This is a genomic window from Burkholderia sp. Ac-20345, assembly GCF_017104825.1.
In the GTDB taxonomy this organism is placed as follows: Bacteria; Pseudomonadota; Gammaproteobacteria; order Burkholderiales; family Burkholderiaceae; genus Burkholderia; species Burkholderia lata_B.
Genome location: NZ_JAAGPO010000073.1, coordinates 1 through 23086, shown reverse-complemented (window position 1 = coordinate 23086; position 23086 = coordinate 1). Strand labels below are relative to the sequence as shown.

Here is a 23086-nt window from a genome sequence, read left to right as displayed (position 1 = left end):
ACGCCGCACGGCGGCCCCCCGTTACAACACCGGATGCCTCCGCGCGACGGAGGCCAGGAGACACGCATGCCCAATCGATCCAGCGGCGCCGCGCTCGCCGCGTCGCCCGCCACCTCGCGCACGATCGGCCGCGTCCGCTATGCGGTTCTCGCGCTGATTTTTGCGGTCACCGTCATCAACTACGCGGATCGCGCGACGATGTCGATCGCCGGCACCGGCGTCGCGCACGACCTCGGGCTGACGCCCGTGCAGCTCGGCATCGTCTTTTCCGCGTTCGCATGGGCCTATGCAATCGGCCAGATCCCGGGCGGCTGGCTGCTCGACCGCTTCGGCGCACGGCGCGTGTACGGCCTGAGCCTGCTGCTGTGGTCGGTCTTCACGATGCTGCAGGGTACGGTCGGCGGGCTCGCCGTGCAGGGCGCGTCCGCGACGCTCGCGCTGTTCGTCATGCGCTTCATGCTCGGCCTCGTCGAATCGCCGGCGTTCCCGGCCAACTCGAGAATCGTCGCGTGCTGGTTTCCGACCGCCGAACGCGGCACGGCGTCGGCGCTGTTCAATTCGGCGCAGTACATGGCCGTCGTGCTGTTCACGCCCGCAATGGCCTGGCTCACGCATGCGCTCGGCTGGGAGCACGTATTCCTGTGGATGGGGATGCTCGGCATCGCGCTGGCCGCGCTGTGGTTCGCGTGGTATCGCGAGCCGCACGGCCACCCGCGTGTAAGCGACGCGGAACGCGACTACCTGCGTGCGCACGGCGCGCTCGTCGATCTCGAAGCGAACCGCGTGCGCCATCGGCCGCGCGTGTCGTGGCACGACGTGTCGCAACTGTTCCGCCACCGGAACCTGTGGGCGATCTACATCGGCCAGTACTGCATCACCGCACTCACCTACTTCTTCATCACGTGGTTCCCGATCTACCTGATCAAGGGGCGCGGGATGACGATCATGGAGGCCGGCTGGGTCGCCGCGCTGCCGGCGATCTGCGGGTTCACGGGCGGCGTGCTCGGCGGCGTGCTGTCGGACTGGCTGATCCGGCGCGGCATGCACCCGTCGAAGGCGCGCAAGACGCCGTTCGTCGTGGGGATGGCAATGGCGACGCTGCTGGTACTCGCGAACGGCGCGTCGTCGAACGCAGTCGTGATTGCACTGATGACGATCGCGTTCTTCGGCAAGGGGCTCGCGGCGGTCGGCTGGGCCGTGCTCGCCGACACCGCGCCGGAAGGGATGGTCGGGCTGAGCGGCGGCGTGTTCAACGGCCTCGGCAACATCGCCGGGATCGTCACGCCGCTCGTGATCGGCTATTTCGTCGCCAGCACCGGCTCGTTCGCCGGCGCATTGTGGTTCGTCGCCGCGCACGGGCTGATCGGCATTGCCGCCTACGGATGGCTCGCGGGACGCTTCGAGCGGATTCGCATCGCGCCGCGCGCATGAGCCTCGCCACGGCGTGTGCGGTTCGCGCGGCGCGCACCCGCGCGGATCGTCAAGCGTGCTTGCGGCCGCCCGGCGTCTGTTCGGTGGTCAGCCGGTCGAGTTCGCGCAGGTCGTTTTCCAGTGCGGGCGTGAGCGTCGTGCGCAGGTGGTCGAGGAACGTGCGGATCTTCGCATCGAGATAGCGGCGCGTCGCGTAGACGGCATACACGCTCACCGTCTGCAGCCGGTAGTCGGGCAGCACGCGAATCAGCCGCCCTTCGCGGATGTCGTCGAGCACCGTATACAACGCGACGCACGCGATCCCGCGCCCGGCGCGCACCGCGACGCACAGCGCGTCCGGCACGTTGACCTGGAAAGGCGCGGGCTGCAGCTCGTAGACGGCCTCCTCGCCATCGTTGCGCTCGAGCCGCCATTCGCCGGCCGGCGACGCGGGCGTATCGAGGCGCAGGCACACGTGGTTCGGCAATTCGTCGGGCGATTGCGGCGTGCCGTGGCGCGCCAGGTACTCGCGCGACGCGACGAGCACGCTGCAGCTCGTGCCGCAGGTCTGCGCGACGTAGCCCGAATCGGGCAGCTGCGACGCCGTCACGATCGATACGTCGTAGCCCTCCTCGACGAGATTCGGCATCCGCTGCGCGAGCGTCAGCTCGACCGACACGTCGGGGTTGTCCTCCTGGTAGCGGACGATCGACGACACGACATGACTCTGCCCGAGCCCCGTCATCGCATGGATGCGCATCTTGCCGCTCGGCCGCAGCAGCGCGTTGCGCGCCTCCGCGTTCGCGTAGTCGATTTCCGCGAGGATCGATTTCGCGCGCTCGAAATAGCGTTCGCCGCTTTCGGTGAGGCCGAGGTGGCGCGTCGTGCGATGCAGCAGCCGCGTCTGTACGTGCGCTTCGAGGTTCGATACCGCGCGCGACACCTGCGCGGTGGTCGCGTCGATTTCCTTCGCGACCGCAGTAAAACTGCCGGCTTCGACAACGCGCACGAACAGGCGCATGTTTTCGAGCATGTCCATTGAATTGGCTTGGGGAGAGTCAGTGGGGAGGCGTCGGCAGCGCTCGCGTCAGGTGGGGAACGGAACGCGGCCGCGAACCACGTCGTATCGATCACCGTGCCGGGAGAAAGGCGGGAGAGCGGGCATCGCGTACGTGGTTCTGGCATGACGGGGGATTCAGTGGCCCGAATTGTACGCCGCTGCAGACAAATTTGCGCGATTGCCCCGCCCCCAAGCTCTCATCGGATGAAAGGTTTTTGCAAGGCATTCGCGTCGCGCACGTGCAACGGCTTGATGCAGCGCGACAATTTATATCACAACGCGATATAATTCGCGGCTTGTCGCTGCGCGCCTCCGCGCAGTCACTCTTACCGCTTACCGTCCATGTCGTCAGGCTCCCCTTCGTCGCGCCGCACGTTGCGGCAATGGCTGCACAGCTTCATTCCCCATCCGATGTCGCTGGGCTGGCGCGAGCGCCTGCGCTCGTGCACGGGCGCGCTCGTCGGCATCGCGACGGTCGGCGTGACGATGCGGCTGCTGCCCGGCGTGCCGGGCCTCGTGCCGCTGCTCGTCGCACCGATGGGCGCGTCGGCCGTGCTGCTGTTCGCGGTGCCGGCGAGCCCGCTCGCACAGCCGTGGTCGATCATCGGCGGCAATCTCGTCGCGGCGACAGTCGGTGTCGCGTGCGCACAATGGATCGCCGATCCGATCACGGCCGCCGCGGTCGCGATCGCGTGCGCGATCGGCGGCATGTTCGTGCTGCGCTGCGTGCACCCGCCGTCGGGCGCCGTTGCGCTGACGGCCGTGGTCGGCGGCCCGGCGATCCATTCGCTCGGGTTCAGCTTCGTGCTGGAGCCGATCGCGCTGCAATCGGCCGTCCTGCTGTCGGCCGCGCTCGCGTATCACGCGCTGACCGGGCATCGCTACCCGCACGGCGGCGTGCGGCCTGAAACGAAACCGCAAGCAGGCGGCGCTGCACCGGCGCGCGGCGGCTTCACGCGCGGCGACCTCGACGCGGTGCTGAAGCGCCGCGGCGAATGGCTCGACGTCGATCCGGACGATCTCGAAGCGCTGCTGCGCGAAACCGAGATGCAGGCGTATACGCGCACGTTCGGCCAGCTCTCGTGCGCCGACCTGATGACAAAGAACGCGATCGAAGTCGCGCCGTCCACGTCGGTGACGGCCGCGCTCACGCTGCTCGACCGCCACCGCGTGAAGGCGCTGCCCGTCGTCGACGGCGACGGCCGCCTGGCCGGCATCGTCACGCGCGCCGACCTCACGCGCCAGTTGCGCCGCCCGACCCCGCTGTGGCAACGCCTGTCCGCGCGGCTGCCGCAATCGTTCGGCGGCCAGCCGGCGAGCGTCGCCACCGTGATGACGCGCGACGTCGCGTGCGTGCCGGAAACGATGCCGATCACCGCGCTCGTCCCGCTGTTTACGCATTCGGGCCACCACCACATTCCGGTCGTCGATGCATCGCGCCGGCTCGTCGGAATCATTACCCAGACGGATCTCGTCACGGGCCTTTATCGGCAGACGCAAATTCTCGAGGCCGCGTAACTCATGCGGCGCACATAACGCCATGTAACGGCCGGCGCAACGCAGAATGCATTCCATTCGCCGAAATTCGGCCATTTATATCATGTTGTGATATATTGCCCGCTACCGAAACTGACTGTCCGACCGACCTCGATGAACGATACCCGACGCGCGCTGGCGAAAAGCGATTTCCAGCAACTGTCCGAGTTCCGCTACCAGATGCGCCGCTTCGAGCGCTTCTCCGAACGCGCCGCGCAAAGCGAAGGCGTGACGCCGCTGCAATACCTGCTGCTGCTGCACATCAAGGGCTACCCGCATCGCGAATGGGCAACCATCGGCGAACTCGCGGAACGCCTGCAGGCGCAGCATCACGGCGTCGTCGCGCTGGTCACGCGCTGCGAAGCGCTCGGCCTCGTGAAGCGCAAGACGAGCGAAGCGGATCGCCGGCAGGTCGAGGTCCACCTCGAGCCAGCCGGCGAGACGCTGCTCGCCCGCCTCGCGGCCATGCATCGCGCCGAGCTGAAGTCGCTCAAGGACGCGTTCCAGGTTCCCCAGATCGATTACTGACCCTTGTTTTTTCCACGCCGATGAACGCACCACACAAACGCGATTTCGCGACCAACGACCGCCTGCCCAGGATCGCGTTGCTTGCCGCCGGGATCGGCCTGCTCAGCACGCTGGCCGCATTCGTGCTGTTGAGCCTGATCCACCTGTTCACGAACCTGTTCTTCTACCAGCAGTTCTCGTTCGTCGACCGTTCGCCAGCAAACAATACGCTCGGCGCGTGGGTGATCGTGATCCCGGTGATCGGCGGGCTGATCGTCGGGATGATGGCGCGCTTCGGTTCGGAAAAGATCCGCGGCCACGGCATTCCCGAAGCAATCGAGGCGATCCTGTTCGGCAAGAGCCGCATGTCGCCGAAGGTCGCGATCCTCAAGCCGCTGTCGTCCGGCGTCGTGATCGGCAGCGGCGGCCCGTTCGGCGCCGAAGGCCCGATCATCATGACGGGTGGCGCGCTCGGGTCGCTGATCGCGCAGTGCGTGCACGTGACCGCCGCCGAGCGCAAGACGCTGCTCGTCGCCGGTGCCGCTGCCGGCATGACGGCCGTGTTCGGCACGCCGGTCGCCGCCGTGCTGCTCGCGGTCGAACTGCTGCTGTTCGAATGGCGTCCGCGCAGTTTCCTGCCGGTCGCGCTCGCCTGCGCGGTGGCCGGTTTCGCCCGCGCCGTGTTCTTCGGCGTCGATCCGCTGTTTCCGCTGACGACGGCCGCGCCGACACCCGTCGCGCTGCTGTCGTGCATCGTCGCAGGCCTGCTGTCGGGCATGCTCGCGTGCGGCCTGTCGGCTGCGCTGTATCGCGTCGAGGACACTTTCGCAAAGCTGCCGGTGCACTGGATGTGGTGGCCTGCGCTCGGCGCGATCGTGATCGGCATCGGCGGATGGCTCGAACCGCGCGCGCTCGGCGTCGGCTACGACGTGATCGGCGACCTACTGCATCAGCACATCGCATTGAAGATCGCGCTCGCGCTGCTGATCGTGAAGGCCGTGATGTGGGTGATCGCGCTCGGCTCGGGCACGTCGGGCGGCGTGCTCGCCCCGCTGCTGATGCTCGGCGCCGGCCTCGGCACCGTGCTGTCGCCGATGCTGCCGGGCGGCGACCCGGCGCTGTGGCCGCTCGTGTGCATGGCCGCGACACTTGGTGCAACGCTCGGCGCCCCGTTGACCGCGATCGTGTTCGCGTTCGGCCTCACGCATGACGCGAATGCGCTGCTGCCGCTGCTCGCGGCGACGCTCGTCGCGCACGGCTTCTCGACCATCGTGATGAAGCGCTCGATCATGACGGAAAAGATCGCGCGCCGCGGCTATCACATCTATCGCGAGTACGGCGTCGATCCGCTCGAGCGGCACGACATCGGCGAAGTGATGACGGCCGCCGACCGGCTCGTCGCGATCGACGGCGCAGCGACGCTCGATACCGTCGAGTCGCAGTACTTCGGCGCGAAGCAGACGCACCGTGCGTACCCGGTCGTGCAGAACGGCCGCCTGCTCGGTCTCGTCGATCGCGCGACACTCGATGCGCAGCGCGCACAGGCCGCGGCCGACACGCCGATCTCGGACGCGTTCGCCAACCGCGCCCCTGCCGTCGCACAGGCGCACGAAACGTGCCGCGTCGTGGCGTCGCGGCTCGCGATGCTCGGGCTCGAGCGCCTGCCCGTCGTCGCCGACGAGCAATCGATGCGCATCACCGGCATCGTGTCGCGCAGCGACCTGATCAAGCCCGCCCTCCAGCACTTCGACGACGAACAGAAGCGCGAGCGCTTCCGCCCGATCGTCCCCGCCAACCTGCGCGACATCGGCACGCGCAAGGCCGGCTGACCCACCGCGCTGCGCGGCACCCTCGCCGCGCACGACCCGCTCGTCTCGATTCGCTGCACGATGCGTCACGCCCCTCGCGTGCCGCATCGCTTTCCGCCGCTTTCCGTGTTTAAAGTTGGTTAACAATTCGACGGGCGAAAGTTTGTCATCATGGTGCTCATGCGACGGGGCCACCAATCAGCCATTCCACTTCGCGATCAAATAAAGAGTCGCGGCACGGCATGCAGACACATGCCGCTCGCCGCGACCGTCACGTCACCACACGACCGGGCAGCGCGCCGACCACGCAGCGCATGACGTCGTGCCGCACACGACGCATGCCGTGCCGCAGCAAAGTGCACTGCATCGCAGCCGCCATTTGGCAAGCGCGTTAACAACTTGTTTCGGAATAGCCGGAACCGTGCTCGCCTGATGCGATCTCACTGTTACGCAGTCCTGCTGCGCATCCCACTCAATCAATCACGACTCGAGGGAGATAACGTGAACGCTAAATACCTACCGCTCATCGCATTGACCGTGGCATTTTCTGCTCATGCAGCCGATTCTGCCCTGCAGAACGTGGGACAAAGCCAAAAGCCCGCCGATCAAGTGGCGCAGTGCATCGCCAAGACGTGGGCCGACAAGTCGCAACAACAAGTGACGTCGCAGTATGAACTGGCAAACGGCCTCGCAATGGCCGTGTATGCGCCGGGCCAGCAGCCGCCGAACGGCGCTGCCGCCGTGGTCCGCCCGGCCAACGCCGGCAACGCGAAGACCTGGGTCGGTTTCCGCGGTGGCGATGCATCGTCGGCCGGCGACATCAACGCCTGCCTGTAAAGAGAACAGGCGCTCCGGATGGCCTGGGTGCCATCCGCTTGCGACCAGCCCCGCTTCGGCGGGGCTTTTTCTTTTGCTGCGCGCTTGCGTGTTACAGGTAGCTGCAGACGTAATCGAGCGTCTCGAGCACTTCGATGTCGAAGCGGCTCTTGCCCGGCACCGAGAACGATTCGCCGGCGCCGTAGGACTGCCATTCGCTGCTGCCGTCGAGCTTCACGCGGCACTTGCCGGCCTGCACTTCCATCAATTCGGGTGCGTCCGTGCCGAAGTTGAGCGCGCACGGCAGGATCACGCCGAGCGTCTTGCGCGTGCCGTCCGGGAAGAGCACGGTATGCGACACGCACTTGCCGTCGAAATAGACGTTCGCACGCTTGACGACCGATACGTTGTCGAATTGGGTTGCACTGGTCATGAAATGCCTCTGATTGCTGGATGCCGGATGGCGATGTTGTTGGAGGCCGGCCGAAGCGGCGGGCCGGCCGCTATGATACCGGCTCGCGCGGCATGCGCCGGAATGGCGTGCCCGCTGCGCAAGCCACGTGCCTGCCGGACGACGACAACGTCACGCACTTTATCGTCAGGATAACGATGCAATGACGGTTCCCAACCACGGGCACCGGTTCACCGCAGCCCCTTGCGTCGAGCGGAATCGCGCAGGCAGTCGAGCAGCATCGCCGCGGCCGGCGTCAGCGGGCTGTCGCGACGCGTGATGACCTGCACCGAGACGCCCGGCAAGCGCTCGCGGATCGGCAGCACCGCGAGCTGGTCGCGCGCCCACTCGCCCTGCAGTAGTTGCTCGGGCATCGATGCGATCAGGTCGCAACCGGTCATCAGGCTGTGTGCGAGCCCGAAGCTCGGACATTCGACGACGCGCGCCGGCACCGGCAGCCCGTACGCGACGAATGAATTGAACAGCACCTGCGTCGAGCTTTCCGGCGACGGGTTCATCAGCCAGTCGGCCTCGACGAGATCGGCGAGAGACGTGGCCGAGGCGAGCGGATGCCCCTTGCGGGCGACGATCAGCGACCGGCTCGCATAGAGTTCTGCGTGATCGAATTCAGCCGCCAGCAGTTCGGGCACGACGACGGCCACCGCGAAATCGAGCGAGCCGTCGTGCAGGCGCGGCAGCGCAACGCCCGGAAAGCCTTCGATCAGGTTGACGCGCGCCACCGGGAAGCGGCGCCGGAACGCGCGAAACGCATCGGGCAGGATCGTCACCGCGGCGGCCGGCGTGATCGCCGCCGCGACGGAGCCCGTCATCGCGCCCTGCGCTTGCTCGATGTCGTCACGGGCGCGCTGCATTTCGGCGACGATCAGCCGCGCGCGCACCTGCAACTGCTGGCCGAACGCGGTGAGTTGCACGCCGCGCGCGGTGCGCACGACGAGCGACACGCCGAGCGCGATCTCCAGTTCCTTGACCGCCTTCGTCAGCGCCGCCGGCGACACGTTCAGGCGCCGCGCGGCCGCGCGAATGCTCCCCTCTTCCGCGACGGTGACGAACGCTTTCAGCTGATGGTATTTCATGGCGGCAATGCGTGATCCGTGGAAACCCTGTGCTGCGCGGCACACGCCGGCTCAGGGTATTCCCGAGCGGCAACCGGTGGTGAGCACCAAAGCAATTTATCAGCTTCTGGTACGCAAAAGAAATTTATATGCTTGCTCGTCATATGTGCGTCAAACGCCCCACCTGCCCCACAGGAGACACCATGCTGCAAGCCGTGAACCCCATCATCCCCGGCATCGCCGCGATCGCACCCGAGCTGGTCGAGGTACGCCGCCGCATCCACGCTCACCCCGAGCTCGCGTTCGAGGAAACGCTCACGAGCGATCTCGTCGCCGAGCTGCTCACCGGCTGGGGTTATGAAGTGCATCGCGGCATCGGCAAGACGGGCGTGGTCGGCGTGCTGCGCGAAGGGCAAAGCACGCGCACGGTCGGGCTGCGCGCCGACATGGACGCACTGCCGCTCGCGGAGGCCACGGGCCTGCCGTACGCGAGCCGCCATGCGAACAAGATGCATGCATGCGGCCACGACGGCCACACCGCGATGCTGCTGTGCGCGGCGCGCCACCTCGCCGCCACGCGCCAGTTCTCCGGCACGCTGAACCTGATCTTCCAGCCGGCCGAGGAAAACTTCGGCGGCGCGAAGGCGATGATGGACGACGGCCTGTTCGACCGCTTCCCGTGCGACGCGATCTTCGCGATCCACAACATGCCGGGCCGCGCGGCCGGCGACATGGCCTTCCGCACCGGCGCCGCGATGGCATCGGCCGACCGCGTGACGATCACGCTGCGCGGTGTCGGCGGCCACGGCGCGATGCCGCATTTCGCGCGCGATCCGATGTCGGCCGCGGGCAGCATCATGGTTGCGCTGCAGACGATCGTCGCGCGCGAGGTCGATGCGCAGCATGCGGCCGTGATCACCGTCGGCAGCGTGCAGGCCGGCGAGACGTTCAACATCATTCCCGAAACCGTCACGATGAAGCTGTCGGTGCGCGCGCTGAACGCCGACGTGCGCGCGCTGCTCGCGCGCCGCATCGAAGCGCTCGCGAAAGGCCAGGCGGAAAGCTTCGGCGTCACGGCGGAAGTCGACTACGACTACGGCTACCCGGTACTCGTCAATCACGCGGAGCCCACCGCATTCGCGGCCGACATCGCGCGCCAGATGCTCGGCGCCGATCGCGTCGAAACCGACTCGGCGCCGCTGATGGGCAGCGAGGATTTCGCGTTCATGCTCGAAGCGCGCCCCGGCTGCTACGCATTCATCGGCAACGGGATCGGCAGCAAGGGCGGCTGCATGGTGCACAACCCCGGCTACGACTTTAACGACGACATCCTCGCGATCGGCGCGAGCTACTGGGTTCGCATCGCCGAAGCCTGGCTCGCGGCCTGACGGCCCTTCATCCCATCGTTTCGCGCCCACCGGGGGAACCCCACATGGAAACGTCCGCCCTTTCGTTCGCCGGCACGCCGGTCGATGCTCGCGCCGCCGCGAAGAAACGCCGGCTGATCGCGGCCGCCGCCGTCGGCAACGCACTCGAGTTTTACGACTTCACGGTCTACAGCTTCTTCGCAATCCTGATCGGCAAGCTGTTCTTTCCCGTGCATTCGTCGTTCGGGCAATTGATGCTCGCAGTCGCGAGCTTCGGCGTCGGCTTCGTCACGCGCCCGCTCGGCGGTCTCGTGATCGGCATGTATGCCGACCGTGCCGGCCGCAAGAAGGCGATGATCCTCACGCTGCTGCTGATGGCGCTCGGCACCGCGACGATCGCCGTCGCGCCGACCTTCGCGCAGATCGGCCTCGCCGCACCGCTGCTGCTCGTGCTCGCGCGCCTGCTGCAAGGGTTCGCGTCGGGCGGCGAAGTCGGCGCGTCGACGACGCTGTTGCTCGAGCAGGCGCCGCAGCATCGTCGCGGCTTCTACGCATCGTTCCAGTTCTCGAGCCAGGGGCTCGCCGCGCTCGCCGGTGCGCTGACCGGCGTCGCGCTGACGTCGACGCTGAATGCCGCGCAGCTCGAAAGCTGGGGCTGGCGCGTGCCGTTCATCATCGGCACGCTGTTCGTGCCGCTCGGCTACTGGCTGCGCCGCACCGTCGAGGAAGTGCCAGCCGCCGCGCCCGCCGCCATGCACGACGAGCCGGTCGCCTCGCTGCCGCTCGCCGACGTGCTGCGCCATCACGGCAAGGCCGTGTTCGCGGGCCTCGGCGTGACGATCGGCGGCACGTCGATCCACTACATCATCGTGTTCTACATGGCGATCTACGGCGTGCAGGTGCTGCACCTGCCGACCTGGCTGTCGATGACGGCCGGCTGCGTCGCCGGTGCGATCCTGATGCTCGTGACGCCGATCGGCGGCCACCTGTCCGACGTCTACGGACGCAACCGGATCGTCTGGTGGACGCGCATCGTGCTGATGGCCGCGATCTACCCGGCGTTCATCGCGCTGAACCGCTGGCCGGGCGCCGCATCGCTGCTGTCGATCATCGCCGCGCTGTCTATCGTGCATGCGATCAACATCGGTGCGACGGGCGCGATGCTCGGCGAACTGTTCCCGCGTGCGGTGCGCGCGACCGGCGGTGCGCTCGTGTACAGCGTCGGCGTCGCAATCTTCGGCGGCTTCGCGCAATTCTTCGTCACGTGGCTGATCGCGGCGACCGGCAACCCGAACGCACCCGCGTGGTACGCGATCGGCTGTGGCGCGATGACGCTGCTCGCAGTCCGCTGTATGGATGAAAAGGCCGGGAAGGCACTCGACTGACCGGTGGCCGATGCACGATGCGCGATTGACTTGGTGCGCGCGCATCGTGCATGATCGCTCCATGCGCCACACCACGACCACCACCTCGACCACGACGCGCACGACCGCCTTCGGCGGGCTCGTGCGGCGAGTGCGCGCAAGGTCGTAGCGCCATCCCTCACAGGCCCCGCCGGTTCCGGACGGGGTCTTGTCGTTTCTCCGTCCGTATCGGTCACTCAGGAGAAACGCAATGCCCGAAGTCTCTTCCCCGAAACGCGCACTGCTCGTCGTCGACATGCAGGTCGGCCTGTTTCACGGCCCCGAGCGTCCGTACAACGGCGAACGCGTGCTCGCGAACATCAACCGATTGATCGGTCGCGCGCATGAAGCCGGTGCGCCGGTGTTCGCCGTCCGGCACACCGGGCCCGCCGGTTCGCCGATCGCGCCCGGTACGCCGCTGACCGCGCTGCTGCCGGAACTCGCGATCGATACGGCGCGCGACATCGTGTTCGACAAGGCGCAGTCGAGCAGCTTCGCGGGTACGCGGCTCGCCGAATGGCTGCGCGAGGCAGCCATCGGCGAGATCGTCATCGCGGGAATGAAAACCCAGTATTGCGTCGACACGGCTTGCCGCGCAGCCGCCGATCACGGCTTTCGCGCGGTGCTCGTGACCGACGCGCACACCTGTATGGACACGCCGGAATTGCCGGCCGAACGGATCGTCGCGCATCACAACGCGACGCTTGGGGGGCCATTTGCGACGCTGACGACGACCGACGCTTGCGTGTTCTGACCGGCACCGGTCACGCACCGTAAACGCAACAACGCACGAGCGACCACCGCCCGTGCGTTGCGCAAAAATCGCGTACCCCCGCTCAGAACGTATGCATCACCCCCACATACGCCCCCGTCTGCGACTCGCCGGTCATCGGGCTCGTCCCCGACGTCGCATCACGCGGCGTCGCGAGCAGCGAGAAGTTCGAGTTGCCGCCATTGCGCACATACGCGACCGTGCCGTACAGGAACGTGCGCTTCGACAGGTTGTACGTGGTGCCGAGCACGTACATCATCGCGTGGCCCGACGGGTCGTGCGACGCATCGCCGCCGCCGTCGCCCACCTTCACGTAGTACCCGCCACCCGTCACCGCCCATTGCGGCGTCGCCGAATAGGTCGCGCCGAGCCAGTAGTGATCGGCACGATCGGCCACGCCCGCCGGGCTATCCGGTGCCTGGTAGTGCGTATACGCGCCCTGGATCTTGAACTTCGACACCTTCACGTTCGCACCGACGAAGTACTCACGCGACGCGGTGAAGATGTTGCTGAACTTGCCGTTGTTGTCGCGCAGTTCGTCGTAGATGCCGCGCACGTCGAGCAACGGCGAGTGGTACGAGATCATAATCCCGTCCGAGCGGCCGAAATCGTCGGCCGCGCCGTAGTTGAAGCCGCGCGACTGATTGCCGAACGCGTATTGCGCCTGCACGTCGAAGCCGCCGATCACCGGGCTGTGATACTCGATGTTGTTGCTGGTCTGCTGCCAGTTGCGGCCGCGCACGAGCGAGGCCGACGAAAACGCCTGCTGCACGAACGGGTCGAATTCCCACACGCCGTCGCTGTCGATGAACAGGTTGCGGCCGGCCTGCAGCTGGCCCCAGGTGTTGCTCTTCAGCCCGACATACGCACGCCGCGACCACATGCGGCCGCCGCCCGTCTGGCCGTTCATCACCTGGAACGCGGTTTCCAGGTTGAAGACCGTCGACAGCCCGCCGCCGAGATCCTCGATGCCCTTCAGCCCGAACATGCTGGTGCCCCAGTCGCCGCTTTCGGCGCTCCAGCGGGTCCCGCTGCCGCCGTTCGGCTTCGCGATGTGGTTCAGGTATTCGATGCCGCCGTCGACGCGGCCGTACAGCGTCACGCTCGTCTGTGCAAAAGCGGCCGCCGGTGTGGCGGCCGCGATCAGCCATGCGAAATGTTTGAGTCGCAAAATGATGCCCCCTCGGAGTCTCGACCTTCCAGCGCGCGCCCCATGCGCGCGCCCCGGGCCTGTTTATCCGCGATCGATCGAAAAGCGCCCGGGGCCCGCCGCGCAAAGCGCGAGCAGGCCGCCGGAGATCGCGATGTTCTTGTAGAAATGAATCATGTTGTTGATCTGCTCGCCGCCCGTCATCGTCCAGTAATGGTGGCCGATGATGCCGGTGCCGATCGTATAGAGCGCCAGCAGCAGCGCGAGCGCCCGCGTCTGGAAGCCGACCAGGATCGCGATCCCGACCAACAGCTCCATCACGACGGAGATTGCAGCGGAGATGATCGGCGCGGGTGCGCCTTCCGAACCCATGAACGCGATGGTCCCGGGGAAGTCGACGATCTTCTTCCAGCCGAACATGATGAACAGGATCACGAGCAGGATCCGGGCAATCAGCAGCAGCACATCGCGCTGGGACGCGAGAAACGGTTGATTCGGTGTCATGGTGTCGATCAACGAAAGCGATGCGCGTAGCGGGAACAGCCCCCGCGCACCGGATTGCGAATGAACCAGGACGGGCGGCCGCCTGCGCCGCCCGCCCCGCTCTGCAACAACCGGCATCGGGCAACAACCCGATGTGCAGTGCTCCTCCTCTTGTCAGTTATCGCCCTGCTTCGTCACGCGCCGCATCAACGCAGCTTCGCGACGTCCTGCTCGGTCACCTTCGCGGCCGGATTGCCGAACTGCCCGGTCAGGTAGTTCGTCAGCGCGGCGATCTGCGCATCCGACAGCTCGTGGCGGAATGCCGGCATTCCGACATCCTCGCTGCCGGCCTTGCGCTGCACGCCGTTCAGGATCACCTGCACGAGGTTGGTCGGATTTGACGCACCAACCGTCGAGTTGTGGAACAGCGGCGGGTAATAGCCGTCCGGCGTGCCCTTGCCCTGCATCTGGTGGCAAGTCGCGCAGTTGCCGAGATAAAGCCGCGCCGGATCGATGCCCGACGTTGCCAGCGGCACGCCGCGCAGCTTCTCGCCGTCGTCGGACGGCTTGCCCCACGACGCGCGCGACTGCTTCGCGTCGCCATTGGCGACGGCCGGCACCGTGCGAATGTACGTCGAGATCGCGCCGATGTCGGCTTCCGTCATCTTCGAGAAGCTGTGCTCGATCGCCTCGGCCATCGGGCCGGCCGCCTGCGCGAGACCCGGCACGCTGCCGGTGCGCAGGTACTGGACGAGCTGCTGCTGCGTCCAGCCGCCGATCCCCGCGTTGGCGTCGGACGTGATGTTGTAGCCGTCCCAACCCGCGAGCACCGAACCCGACAGGAAGCCGCCGCCCGTCTCGTCGAGCGACTTCTCCTGCATCGCAATGCCGCGCGGCGTGTGGCACGTGCTGCAGTGAGCGAGACCCTGGACCAGATACGCGCCGCGGTTCCACTCGGCGCTCTGCGCCGGCTTCGGCTCGTACGCACCGTCCTTCAGGAACAGCCAGTTCCAGATCTTCAGCGGCCAGCGCATGCTCAGCAGCGCGGGGATCTCGTTCTTCGGCGGCGCCTGCTTGACCGGCTCGACGCCATGCATGAAGTACGCATACAGCGCCTTCACGTCATCGTCGTTGATCTTCGCGTACGACACGTACGGCATCGCCGGATACAGGTTGTCGCCGTTCTTCGACACCCCATGGCGTACCGCGCGCTCGAAGTCCTCGGCCGACCAGTTGCCGATGCCCGTCTCGGGATCGGGCGTGATGTTGCTCGTGTAGATCTTGCCGAGCATCGGGATCGGCATGCCGAGACCGCCCGCGAACGGCTTGCCGCCCTTCGCGGTGTGGCAGGCCATGCAGTCGCCCGCGACCGCGAGATATTCGCCGCGCTTGACCAGCGCCGGATCGGCAGCGTCGGCCGCGCGTGCGAGACCCGGCAGCGCGAGGCAGCCGGCGAGGAGGAAGGTGAGAGTAGATTTCCGCACGGTCAGACTTCCTTCTTCAGCGTGTCCGACATCCGCAGCGCAAGCGCCGCGATCGTCAGCGTCACGTTCACCGTACCGACGGTCGGCATCGTCGAGCTGCTCGAGATGAACAGGTTCGGATGGTCGAACGTGCGGCAGTCCTTGTCGACGACCGAGTCGCGTGCATCCGCGCCCATGATCGTCGCGCCCGTGATGTGGTTGTTCGGCGCGAACTCGTCGTTGAACACGACTTCGGTGCCGCCCAGCACCTTCGCGGCCGTCGCGTAGACCTCGCGCGTGTGCACGGCGCCGCGCTTCACGTAGTCGTCGATCGCATACGTGATTTCGGGGCGCGGGATGCCGATCGCGTCGGTGGCCGTCTTGCTCGGCACGATGCGGTTCTCGGGTTGCGGCAGGATTTCGTGGAAGCAGTCGAACTGCACGTAGCGCGCGGAACGGTCGCGGATCTGTGCGTCGAGCTCCTCGGGCTTCATCAGCTTGCCGCCCTTGAAGATCTTCTGCGTTTCCTGGTTGATCCGCGACATGTTCGACAGGTGGATCTTCTTCGCGGCTTCGGTCGCGCGGAACGGGCCGTCGCGGAAACCGATCAGCGACGTCATCTCCTGCGGGCCGCGGCCCGGCCACAGCTTCTCGTTCGCGTAGAACGACACGCCGGTGCCCGGGTGGTCCATCAGGTTGCGGCCGACCATGTCGGAGCTGTTCGCGACGCCGTTCGGGAAATCGCGGTTCGCGGACATCAGCAGGATCTTCGGCGTCTCGATGCCGTTCGCGGCGATCACGAAGTACTTGCCTTCGACGCGATGATCGGCGCCGGTCTTGTCCTTGTAGACCGCGGCGGTGATGCGCTTGTCCGGCCCGGTCTCGAGCTTGTAGACGACCGCGCTGTCGATCAGCTTCGCGCCGGCCTGCTCGGCCTTCTCGACGTGCACGATGCCGTTGTACATCGCGCCGATCGGGCAGATCGGCATGCAGTTGTTGTTCCCGCAACAAGTCGGCCGGCCGTCGTACGGGCGGCTGTTGCGCGCGACCGGCTCGGTCACCACGTGGAACTTCGGGTCATAGCCGTTGAGCGCGCTCTTGATCGTCTGCTCGTTGAACGACAACGGCAGCGGCGGCATCGGGTACGGCTCCTTGCGCGGCGAGTACAGGTCTTCCTCGGGGCCCGGGCCCCACACGCCGAGCTCCTCTTCGGCGCGCTGGTAGTAATGCTCGATGTCGTCGTACTGGATCGGCCAGTCGCGGCCGACGCCGTACACGGTCTTCATCTTGAAGTCGTTCGGGATGAAGCGCCACGCCGACGCGGCCCAGTGCCACGTCGTGCCGCCCACCGCGCGGATGTACTGCGAGTTGAACTTGTGCTCGCCCTTCAGGACCAGGTAGTCGTTCGGCGGACCGTATTCAGGATGCGGCGCCCATGCGCTCGACGGGTACGGCGCCATGAAATCGGTCTTGTCGACCTGGTTGCGGAAGCGCTCGACGATTTCCCAGCGCGGCATGCGCGGGCCAGCTTCCAGCAGGATCACGGACTTGCCCGCCAGCGCGAGCTGGTGCGCGACGATCGCGCCTGCGACACCCGACCCGACAACGACGACGTCGGCCTTTTGCGTATCGGTATCGGCCATCAGGCTTGCCTCTCGATCGGTTTTTCGGCCCAGAAGCCGGGTTTGTTGGGGCAATACGACGGGATCACGAGCGTATCGGAGACGACGCTGAACATTAATGCTTCTTCGTAGGTAATCACGACGTTGTCGACGATGCCGAGATACCACGCTTCAATAATCTTCAGCGCGAGTGTTTCCTGGTCGGGATTCAGCGAGCCGGACGCGAGTGCGCCGGCGAGTTGCGGCAGGCTGTCGGTCGTCTTGAACGAGCCCTTCTGCAAGGCCTGCAAGAAGCGCTGGCCGAGCACGCGGCTCAGCCCCTTCTTGCCTGTCAATGCTTCGGAGAGCGTCATGAACGTATCGAGCGGCGCGGTGCCGGGATCGTCGGCCAGGGCCCGCAACGCCAGCGAGCCCGTGAGGCCCGCCGCCGTCAGCGCCAGTGCGCCCTGCAGCCATTGACGCCGTGTGATGCCAGTTACGGCTGCGTCGCCAGTGCGACGCGAGTGGGGAGTGTTGTCGTTGTGCATGTTTCCTTCTCTCGAACACCGGATTCGGGAAAACCACGCTTGATATTTCTCAAACATTGGCGCGGACCTGAAATGTACGCGCACAAATCGGATCGAACAATCTTTTTATAGTCCATTAAATGTTCCGCAATCCGTGACAATCGACATTTCGCTGCAATTTTGTATCGTCGACGCGACAAATCTGCGGCACGAACGTGCGTGTGTCACAGGCCGGTGACATCCTGCCTGATGCGTTTCGTCCGCGTGGCGGTCGGTTAGAATCCCGTGCAATCAAACAGAAAGCTTCCCTCCGAGGGCGATCGAGCGATGAAGCAGCACGACAAACAGAACAAAGCAAAACGAACCGACCACACCACCCGGCTGCTCTGGCGCATCGGCGCCGTCGCGGCGCTCGGCGGCGCCACCGCGCTGTCGCTGCATGCGGGCGCGGCGCGCACGGTGAGCGTGTCGCCGCAAGGCACCGTCACCGAAGTCCGGCAGTCGGTCGTCAAGTTCGACGAACCGATGGTCGCGTTCGGCTCGGCCTCCGCGCCGAATCCCGCGCGCGTCACCTGCAACGATTCCACGGCCGCGCGCGGTCAGGGTCACTGGCTCGACGACAAGACCTGGGTTTACGATTTCGAAAACGACCTGCCGCCCGGCGTGCGCTGCTCGGTCGCGCTCAACGACACGTTGCGCTCGGTCGCCGGCAATGCGGCCAGCGGCCCGCGCCGCTTCACGTTCCAGACAGGCGGCCCGTTCCCGGTGAACGTCCGCCCCGGCTCGCGCGAGATCGAGGAACGGCAGATGTTCGTGCTGAAGCTGAACGGCCCGGCCGAACCGCGCTCGGCGCTCGCGAACATCTGGTGTGAAGCGGCCGGCATCGGCAACCGCATTCCCGTCACGGCCGCCGACGACGAAGCGCGCAACGCACTGCTCGATCATTTCGGGCTGAAGAAAGATGCCGCGCGCGTGCTGACGCTGTCGTGCGCGCAGGCACTGCCGGCGAGCGCAAAGATGCAGCTCGTGTACGGCAAGGGCGTCACGAGCCCGAGCGGCATCCCGAACGAAACGGAACGGCGCTTCGATTTCACCGTGCGCGCACCGTTCGCCGCAAGCTTCTCGTGCGAACGCGAAAACGCGAAGGCGCCCTGCACGCCGCTGCGCCCGCTCACGCTGTCGTTCAACGCGCCGATCTCGCGCAAGAACGCCGAGGCGATCAAGGTGCGCGGCCCTGACGGTTCGCTGTCGCCGACCTTCGCGGCCGACGACAAGAGCGAGGAAGTCACGACCGTCACGTTCAACCCGCCGCTGCCCGAACAGGCTGCCCTGACGATCGAATTGCCGTCGGGCCTGCGCGACGTGACCGACCGCTCGCTGTCCAACGCCGACCTGTTCCCGCTCGCGACGCGCACCGCGCCGATGCCGCCGCTCGCGAAGTTCTCGTCGGGCACCTTCGGGATCGTCGAACGCTTTGCCGAACCCGATTCGCCCGCGCTCGTGCCCGTCACGCTGCGCAACGTCGAGGCCGACCTGCATATCGACGGCCTCAACACCCAGGGTGCGCAGTTCTCGAACCTGAAGGTCGACGACGACACCGCGATTCGCCAGTGGATGCGCACGGTCGACCGCTTCGACAACTGGTCGATGACGGCCGGCTCGATCGACCGCCAGATTCCCGGCCTGCTCGAACGCAAGGGCCAGCATCCTGTCTACGTGCCGCGCGAAGCCGGCGAGAAGGCGCCCGCGCCGAAGGATCGCCGCATCGACGTGCGCTCGCTGACGCTGCTCAAGGGCCAGCCCGGCGTGCAGGCGCTGACGCTGCCGAAGGCGGACCCGAAGGCGCTGCGCCCGTTCGAAGTCGTCGGCGTGCCGATCGACAAGCCCGGCTTCTACGTGCTCGAACTCGCGTCGCCCGCGCTCGGCCGCTCGCTGCTCGCGAAGCCGTCGAGCATGTACGTGCGCACCACGGTACTCGTCACCAACCTCGCCGTGCACCTGAAACAGGGCCGCGAAAACAACCTCGTGTGGGTCACGACGCTCGACAAGGGCAAGCCCGTGCCGAACGCGCAGATCCGCGTGTCGGACTGCAACGGCGACGAGATCGCATCCGGCAAGACCGACGCGCAGGGCCTGCTGAAGATCGACGGCGCGTTCGAATCGAAGCGCGCATGCAGCTCGTCCGATTCGGAGCAACGCTTCGACGACTACTTCGTGTCGGCGCGCGTGAACGATCCGAAGACGGGCCCCGACATGGCGTTCGTCAGCTCGGGCTGGAACCGCGGGATCGAATCGTGGCGCTTCAACGTGCCGACCGACACCGACAGCGCACGGACCGTGCGCGCGCATACGGTATTCGACCGCACGCTGTTGCGCGCCGGCGAAACCGTGTCGATGAAGCATTTCATCCGTGCCGAAACGCTGCAGAGCCTCGCGTTCCCGGCGCAATACCCGACGCGCGTGACGATCCGCCATCTCGGCACGGGCCAGACCTACAAGCTGCCGCTCACGTGGGCGGCCGACCACAGCGCGGACACGCAATTCACGCTGCCGGCCGCCGCGAAGCTCGGCGAATACAGCGTCGAACTCGAAGGCGGCCCGGAAGACGCACCGACCGCCACCTATTACAGCGGCAGCTTCCGCGTCGAGGCATTCCGCCTGCCGGTGCTGAAGGGATCGATCGGCGCGCGCGACGCGCAGAAGAGCCCGCTCGTCGCCGTGAAGGAAGCGCCGCTCGCGGTGCAGATCGACTACGTGTCGGGCGGCGGCGCATCGAACCTGCCCGTGCAGGTGTCGGCGCTGATGAAGTGGGCCTCGCCGCCGTTCGCGGACCGCTTCGAGGATTTCAGCTTCACGCCGTATCGCGCCGACAAGAGCGACGGCAATGCCGACGACGATTCGCAGGACGGCGACAACGCATCGGCGTCGAACAACGATCCCGACGCAACGAAGCTGATCGCCGACAAGCTGCCGCTGACGCTCGACCGCAACGGTGCGGGCTCGGTCACGCTGAAGGGCCTGCCCGACGTCGATGCGCCGAAGCGCATCGCGCTCGAAGCGACGTTCGCCGATCCGAACGGCGAAGTGCAGACGATTCGCGGCGACACGATCCTGTGGCCGGCCGCGGTGGTGGCCGGCATCAAGGCGGGCCGCTGGGTATCGGTCGGCCAGCGCGTGCCCGTGCAGGCACTGGCGGTCGACCTGCAAGGCAAGCCGCGCGCGTCCGTGCCGATCGAGATCAAGGGCGTCGCGCACATCACGACGTCGTCGCGCAAGCGGATGGTCGGCGGCTTCTACGCGTACGACAACAAGAGCGACACGCGCGACCTCGGCGTGCTGTGCTCGGGCAAGACCGACGACAAGGGCCGCATGGCCTGCGACGCGACGCTCGAACAGGCCGGCAACGTGCAGCTGATCGCGGTGGCCAAGGACGGCGACGGCCGCACGTCGAATGCCTCGACGTCGGTATGGGTCACGCGCGAGGATGAACTCTGGTTCGGCGGCGACAACACCGACCGGATCGACGTGATCCCGGAGAAAACCTCGTACGAACCGGGCGAAACCGCCCGCTTCCAGGTGCGCATGCCGTTCCGCTATGCAACCGCGCTGGTCGCCGTCGAACGCGGCGGCGTGATGGAAACGCACATCGTCGAGCTGAACGGCAAGAACCCGACGGTCGACCTGAAGGTCGACGAATCGTGGGGGCCGAACGTCTACGTGTCGGTGCTCGCGCTGCGCGGCCGGATTCGCGAAGTGCCGTGGTATTCGTTCTTCACGTGGGGCTGGAAGGCACCGGTCGAATGGGCGCGCGCGTTCTGGCGCGAAGGCCGTCACTATGAAGCGCCGACCGCGTTCGTCGACCTGTCGAAACCGGCGTTCCGCTACGGGCTCGGCGAGATCAAGGTCGGCACGGGCGTGCACCGCCTCGGCGTGACCGTGACGACCGACGCGACGCGCTACACGGTGCGCAGCAAGGCGCAGGCACACGTGAAGGTCACGTTGCCGAACGGCCAGCCCGCGCCGGCCGGCACGCAGATCGCAGTCGCGGCCGTCGACGAGGCGCTGCTCGAACTGATGCCGAACAACAGCTGGGACCTGCTCGACGCGATGCTGCGGCGACGCGCGTACGGCGTCGAGACGGCCACCGCGCAGATGGAAATCGTGGGCCGCCGCCACTTCGGCCGCAAGGCCGTGCCGGCCGGCGGCGGCGGCGGCAGCGCGCCGACGCGCGAGCTGTTCGACACGCTGCTGCTGTGGAATCCGCGCGTGACGCTGGACGCGAACGGCAGCGCGACCGTCGAGGTGCCGCTGAACGACGCGCTCACGCGCTTCCGGATCGTCGCGATCGCGGCGGTCGGCCCCGACCGCTTCGGCACCGGCAGCACGTCGATCCGCAGCACGCAGGATCTGCAGCTGATTTCCGGCCTGCCGCCGCTCGTGCGCGAAGGCGACGCGTTCCTGGCGCAGGTCACGCTGCGCAACACGACCGACCGCGCGATGCAGGTCGTCGTGACACCGCGCGTGACCGGCGTCGAGGTCGCACCGCAAACCATTTCGCTCGCGGCCAATACGGCAACCGAAGTCGCATGGACGATCACCGTGCCCGAGCAGGCGCTCGACGCGGCCGGCGCGCTGAACTGGCGCATCGAAGCCGCCGAGCAAGGCGGCAAGCGTGCGTCCGACGCGCTGGCGGTCGCGCAGAAGGTCGTGCCCGCGCTGCCGGTCACGGTCCAGCAGGCGACCCTCGCGCAAGTCGACGGCACGCTGACGGTGCCGGTGGCCTCCCCGGCCGGCGCCGCGAACAACGCGCAAGGCTTGCCGCGCGGCGGCATCGCCGTGTCGCTGCAGTCGAAGCTCGCCGATGGCCTGCCCGGCGTGAAGCGCTGGTTCGAGCGCTATCCGTACCGCTGCCTCGAACAGCAGACGTCGCGCGCGATCGGCCTGCGCGATCCGGCGCAATGGCAGGCGCTGATCGCACGCATGCCCGTCTATCTCGACAGCGACGGGCTCGCGAGCTACTTCCCGCCGTCGTCCGACGATTCGCATGCCGGCAGCGCGACGCTGTCGTCGTACCTGCTCGTGGTGTCCGACGAGGCAAGCCGTCTCGACCCGCGCTTCGCGCTGCCGGAAGACCTGCGCACGCAGCTCGAGGCCGGGCTCGCGCGCTTCGTCGACGGCCGCCTCGAGCGCAACACCTGGGCGCCGCGCCAGGATCGCGACCTGCGCAAGCTCGCCGCGATCGAGGCGCTGTCGCGCTACGGCGCCGCGCAGGGCCGCATGCTCGGCTCGATCGAGATCGCGCCGAACCAGTGGCCGACGTCGGCGGTGATCGACTATCACGCGATCCTGACGCGCGTGAAGGACATCCCGCAACGCGACGAGAAACGCGCGCAGGTCGAACAGATCCTGCGGGCACGCCTCACGTACCAGGGCACGCAGCTCGTGTTCTCGACCGCGCGCGACGACGACCTGTGGTGGCTGATGACCAGCAACGAGACCAACGCGGCACGTCTCGCGCTGGAATTCGCGGGCGACCCGGCGTGGAAGGACGAGATGCCGCGCGTGACGGCCGGCCTGCTCGCGCTGCAGCGCCAGGGCGCCTGGCAGACCACGACGTCGAACGCGCTCGGCCTGCTCGCGGTCGAGCGCTTCTCGCGCG

17 protein-coding genes are annotated in these 23086 nt (G+C 67.0%); 9 read left to right on the top strand and 8 right to left on the bottom strand.

Features of this window, described 5'->3' with window-relative positions; all coding sequences use genetic code 11:
- Positions 1-66 precede the first annotated feature (66 nt).
- Complete coding sequence (locus G3O06_RS24810; RefSeq protein ID WP_205817811.1) at positions 67-1431, top strand: MFS transporter; 1365 nt, start codon at positions 67-69, stop codon at positions 1429-1431.
- Between the two features lie 49 nt (positions 1432-1480).
- Here G3O06_RS24810 and G3O06_RS24805 read toward each other — a convergent pair whose 3' ends face one another.
- Positions 1481-2449, bottom strand: coding sequence for a LysR family transcriptional regulator (locus G3O06_RS24805; protein WP_174969019.1), 969 nt, complete (start codon positions 2447-2449; stop codon positions 1481-1483).
- 363 nt (positions 2450-2812) lie between these two features.
- Here G3O06_RS24805 and G3O06_RS24800 point away from each other — a divergent pair, with 363 nt between their 5' ends.
- The 4 genes from G3O06_RS24800 (at position 2813) to G3O06_RS24785 (ending at position 7158) form a co-directional block, all read left to right on the top strand.
- Entirely contained in the window at positions 2813-3988 is a 1176-nt protein-coding gene (locus tag G3O06_RS24800) for an HPP family protein (protein WP_205817810.1), read from the top strand.
- A 132-nt stretch (positions 3989-4120) separates the two neighbouring features.
- Positions 4121-4534 (top strand): helix-turn-helix domain-containing protein, encoded by a 414-nt coding sequence (locus G3O06_RS24795; protein ID WP_085037382.1) that lies wholly within the window; start codon positions 4121-4123, stop codon positions 4532-4534.
- Between the two features lie 20 nt (positions 4535-4554).
- On the top strand, positions 4555-6342 hold the full coding sequence (locus G3O06_RS24790; protein ID WP_205817809.1) for a chloride channel protein: 1788 nt from the start codon (positions 4555-4557) through the stop codon (positions 6340-6342).
- 480 nt (positions 6343-6822) lie between these two features.
- Entirely contained in the window at positions 6823-7158 is a 336-nt protein-coding gene (locus tag G3O06_RS24785) for a hypothetical protein (RefSeq protein ID WP_059240325.1), read from the top strand.
- A 91-nt stretch (positions 7159-7249) separates the two neighbouring features.
- Here the strand turns inward: G3O06_RS24785 and G3O06_RS24780 are convergent, their stop codons facing one another.
- Both G3O06_RS24780 and G3O06_RS24775 read right to left on the bottom strand, forming a co-directional pair.
- Positions 7250-7570, bottom strand: coding sequence for a pyrimidine/purine nucleoside phosphorylase (locus G3O06_RS24780; protein ID WP_205817808.1), 321 nt, complete (start codon positions 7568-7570; stop codon positions 7250-7252).
- A gap of 209 nt (positions 7571-7779) precedes the next feature.
- Positions 7780-8682: a LysR substrate-binding domain-containing protein gene (locus G3O06_RS24775; protein WP_174918575.1), complete on the bottom strand. Its 903-nt coding sequence runs from the start codon at positions 8680-8682 to the stop codon at positions 7780-7782.
- A 182-nt stretch (positions 8683-8864) separates the two neighbouring features.
- On the opposite strand from G3O06_RS24775, the gene G3O06_RS24770 reads away from it, so the two are divergent.
- The 3 genes from G3O06_RS24770 (at position 8865) to G3O06_RS24760 (ending at position 12185) form a co-directional block, all read left to right on the top strand.
- Positions 8865-10049: a M20 aminoacylase family protein gene (locus tag G3O06_RS24770; protein ID WP_205817807.1), complete on the top strand. Its 1185-nt coding sequence runs from the start codon at positions 8865-8867 to the stop codon at positions 10047-10049.
- A gap of 44 nt (positions 10050-10093) precedes the next feature.
- The gene (locus G3O06_RS24765; protein WP_205817806.1) at positions 10094-11413 is read left to right on the top strand and encodes an MFS transporter; all 1320 of its coding nucleotides are present in this window, start codon (positions 10094-10096) and stop codon (positions 11411-11413) included.
- Positions 11414-11642: 229 nt separating this feature from the next.
- Positions 11643-12185 (top strand): cysteine hydrolase family protein, encoded by a 543-nt coding sequence (locus tag G3O06_RS24760; RefSeq protein WP_205817805.1) that lies wholly within the window; start codon positions 11643-11645, stop codon positions 12183-12185.
- An 82-nt stretch (positions 12186-12267) separates the two neighbouring features.
- Here the strand turns inward: G3O06_RS24760 and G3O06_RS24755 are convergent, their stop codons facing one another.
- The 5 genes from G3O06_RS24755 to G3O06_RS24735 all read right to left on the bottom strand — a co-directional run bounded on the left by G3O06_RS24755 (position 12268) and on the right by G3O06_RS24735 (position 17448).
- Positions 12268-13374, bottom strand: a complete 1107-nt coding sequence (locus tag G3O06_RS24755; RefSeq protein ID WP_174999455.1) for a porin — start codon at positions 13372-13374, stop codon at positions 12268-12270.
- A gap of 63 nt (positions 13375-13437) precedes the next feature.
- Positions 13438-13857 (bottom strand): DoxX family protein, encoded by a 420-nt coding sequence (locus tag G3O06_RS24750; protein ID WP_205817804.1) that lies wholly within the window; start codon positions 13855-13857, stop codon positions 13438-13440.
- 185 nt (positions 13858-14042) lie between these two features.
- A complete protein-coding gene (locus G3O06_RS24745) occupies positions 14043-15320 on the bottom strand; it encodes a cytochrome c (RefSeq protein WP_174969005.1) in 1278 nt (425 codons plus the stop codon).
- 2 nt (positions 15321-15322) lie between these two features.
- Positions 15323-16942 carry a GMC family oxidoreductase gene (locus tag G3O06_RS24740; protein ID WP_174916495.1) on the bottom strand — a complete coding sequence of 540 codons (1620 nt, stop codon included), beginning with the start codon at positions 16940-16942 and terminating at the stop codon, positions 15323-15325.
- Positions 16942-17448, bottom strand: coding sequence for a sugar dehydrogenase complex small subunit (locus G3O06_RS24735; protein ID WP_174999456.1), 507 nt, complete (start codon positions 17446-17448; stop codon positions 16942-16944). Before G3O06_RS24735 ends, G3O06_RS24740 begins: the two co-directional genes overlap by 1 nt.
- Positions 17449-17754: 306 nt before the next feature.
- Here G3O06_RS24735 and G3O06_RS24730 point away from each other — a divergent pair.
- On the top strand, positions 17755-23086 hold a 5332-nt coding region (locus G3O06_RS24730), incomplete at its 3' end, for an MG2 domain-containing protein (RefSeq protein WP_205817803.1).